Origin of the sequence: Lentilactobacillus parafarraginis DSM 18390 = JCM 14109, from assembly GCF_001435895.1 — a bacterium.
Lineage (GTDB): Bacteria > Bacillota > Bacilli > Lactobacillales > Lactobacillaceae > Lentilactobacillus > Lentilactobacillus parafarraginis.
The window spans coordinates 1-2352 of the sequence record NZ_AZFZ01000136.1; the positions used below are offsets into that span (position 1 = coordinate 1).

Consider the following 2352-nt stretch of genomic DNA (forward strand, 5'->3'; position numbering starts at 1 on the left):
TTTTGGTACCAAATTTCAGTATAGGAGCAAATTGTGGTAACCAATGCCGTTACAGTCAGAAAACCTTTAGTGTCAGGCACAATATCTTGTACTTCCACATCTAAAACCCGATCATCTGCTTCTAAAGCCTCTGTTAGTAATCGTTCGACTTCTGTTTGAGCATACGGTAACTCTTTGCCTAACAGATCTTCTAAATCATGACCATAATCTTCATCATAGATTGGATAAGCAAATCGAACCGTTTGTAGCAATTTATCGATTGCCTGTAGCATTGCATCTTTGCCATCCGTCATTTGAATAATTCGCCCAGCCTTAACCTGGTAAGTGTAGGTGGGGGAAGTTTCTTCTTCCACATCATCAGTTTCACCTGTGGTTGGACTGCCATCATCGTTAAGGTTTTGATCGATATCATCGTCTGCCTCCGTTTCAGTTACCACTGGAATGCTAGCATCATCTGTTAAATCTTGGACTTCATCTAATTCATCATTCAATTTGTGTCACCTAACTTTTCTAAAACTAAAAAACGTTGACCACCATCACCACGCAACATTAATACGCCATCACCCACTTTTAACGATTGATCAATTGTAACGGTTTCTGTTCGTTTGATATCACCATCATCTGAACGATCTTGGTAAGTCATTTTAACTGTATGCTTAGTCACGTGTTCTCCTAAAGTTAAAAAATCTTCAGTTAAAATTGCCGTTGATGAATATTGAATTTTTAATGGTGAAATGCTAATCACTTTCCCGGGAACGATGTCACTATATTCATTGGGGTTGCCTCCACGGCTATTAATCATGTCTAATAATGTATCACCTGTCATGACATTCTCACCTTGATTTCTAAATCAGCAGTGTAATTCGGGTCAAATGTGATGGTTGATTTGGTAATAACCAATTGCTTGGTTCCTAAACCAATATCTTTTAAACTGGATAGTTTTACATATACCGAATTACCAGCCCTTAATGCTTGGTTACCTGTACAAGTAATGCTCAGTTTATAGGTTTGCCGATTATATAGTTTCAACAAATTACTAGCCCGAACTTTCATCTGAGCTAAATTGGTCTTATCCTTAGTTACTTTTTCAATCTTTTGCAGTTTTCCCCAACGTTGCAATGTGTTGCCCTGCTTACCAGCTTGGACAATTTTAGTGGCCGTTACTTTAGCTTTTTCCTTCTTACTAGTTTTAACCACTTTGATGGCGTTATAAGCATTATCAATCGACTTCTCAAATGTAAAGCTTTCAGCACTAGACTTATCTCCTAAAATAATTTTAGTTCGATAATAGGGAGCTTTACGTAATTCAACTGTTCCATAGTGATCGGCAACAAAGTAATGATTGCCATTGGCTTTACGAGCTTCCTTAATACTGGACTTTAACATGTCAAAATAACTTTTATCATCATTTAAAACCGGTGATAATTTATGCTTGGTTACCACCTTAGCTTTATGGGGAATTTTAGCCAATTTGCATACTTGGGTAAATCGTTGAGTTAGTGTGGAAGAGGGAAATACTAATGTATCCTCATTTTTTAAATATCGCAAATTATCATAAGCTGTAATGCTAAATTTTTCGTCAGAAGTATATTTTATATCGAAGATCCGACCGTAGAATGTTTTAGCATCATTCCACCAAAAGCGAACTTCATCGCCGTTTTTCGGCGTAAAGCCTTCGTTAGTTTCAACTAAATCAAATGTCAATTGGCCGGCAGAATAATCTACATCAGTTGTCCATTTAACGTTACTAGCTAACTTACGAATATCCCAATAGCTTTTAGCCCCTTTGGTCTTAATCGTAAACAATGATACTCCCATTTCTACGACCCCCTAACATTAGCTTTGCTAATCCAGCCTAAAGGTTGATTAGTTAATGTCTGGATATAATACGGATATTTCGCATTTGGTGAGATCAACATTACTTTTACCGTGCGATTTTTTACAGTTGCATTTAGTTTTGTTCCCCCAACTGCTGTACTGTATAGAGAGCCCGTAGCAACCACAACTGAACCACGGCTAACTTTTACTGCAGATTTACTCCGTGTTTTCCCCTTCTTAGCAACTTTCTTTTTCTTCTTTTTTGGCTTCACACGCTTAGCCGCATACGATCGATATTCACGTAAGGATAAAGTACAGGCGTATTCATCTGCATAACCATCTTTAAAGCCAAACGTAAACCTAGCAATCGTCATTTTAATACTGACAGCGGTACTACTAATAACAAAACGAATTGGTTTTTTAGCTTTATACAACTTAATTAGCAAGCTTAAATAATCCTGAGCACGTGATTTTAACTTGTTGGCTGTCAGATAATGGGTTACTTTGCTCCTATACTGAAATTTGGTACCAAAA

General features: G+C 37.2%; 4 protein-coding genes. All 4 read right to left on the reverse strand.

Going from position 1 to position 2352, the window contains the following annotated elements; translation table 11 throughout:
- A partial coding sequence (locus FD47_RS15965) for a DUF2634 domain-containing protein (RefSeq protein WP_235806116.1) occupies nt 1-491 on the reverse strand: 491 nt, incomplete at its 3' end.
- Nucleotides 488-826, reverse strand: coding sequence for a DUF2577 domain-containing protein (locus FD47_RS14210; RefSeq protein ID WP_054736199.1), 339 nt, complete (start codon nt 824-826; stop codon nt 488-490). The genes FD47_RS15965 and FD47_RS14210, both read right to left, overlap by 4 nt.
- A complete protein-coding gene (locus FD47_RS14215) occupies nt 823-1818 on the reverse strand; it encodes an XkdQ/YqbQ family protein (protein WP_054736197.1) in 996 nt (331 codons plus the stop codon). The genes FD47_RS14210 and FD47_RS14215 overlap by 4 nt, the downstream gene beginning before the upstream one ends.
- Nucleotides 1819-1820: 2 nt before the next feature.
- The coding region (locus tag FD47_RS14220; RefSeq protein ID WP_056980823.1) for a hypothetical protein at nt 1821-2352 on the reverse strand (532 nt) is incomplete at its 5' end.

Bases quoted from the DNA above. Each gene is read 5' to 3' on its own strand.
- FD47_RS14210 (WP_054736199.1), bottom strand. From the start codon at position 826: ATGACAGGTGATACATTATTAGACATGATTAATAGCCGTGGAGGCAAC.
- FD47_RS14215 (WP_054736197.1), bottom strand. From the start codon at position 1,818: ATGGGAGTATCATTGTTTACGATTAAGACCAAAGGGGCTAAAAGCTAT.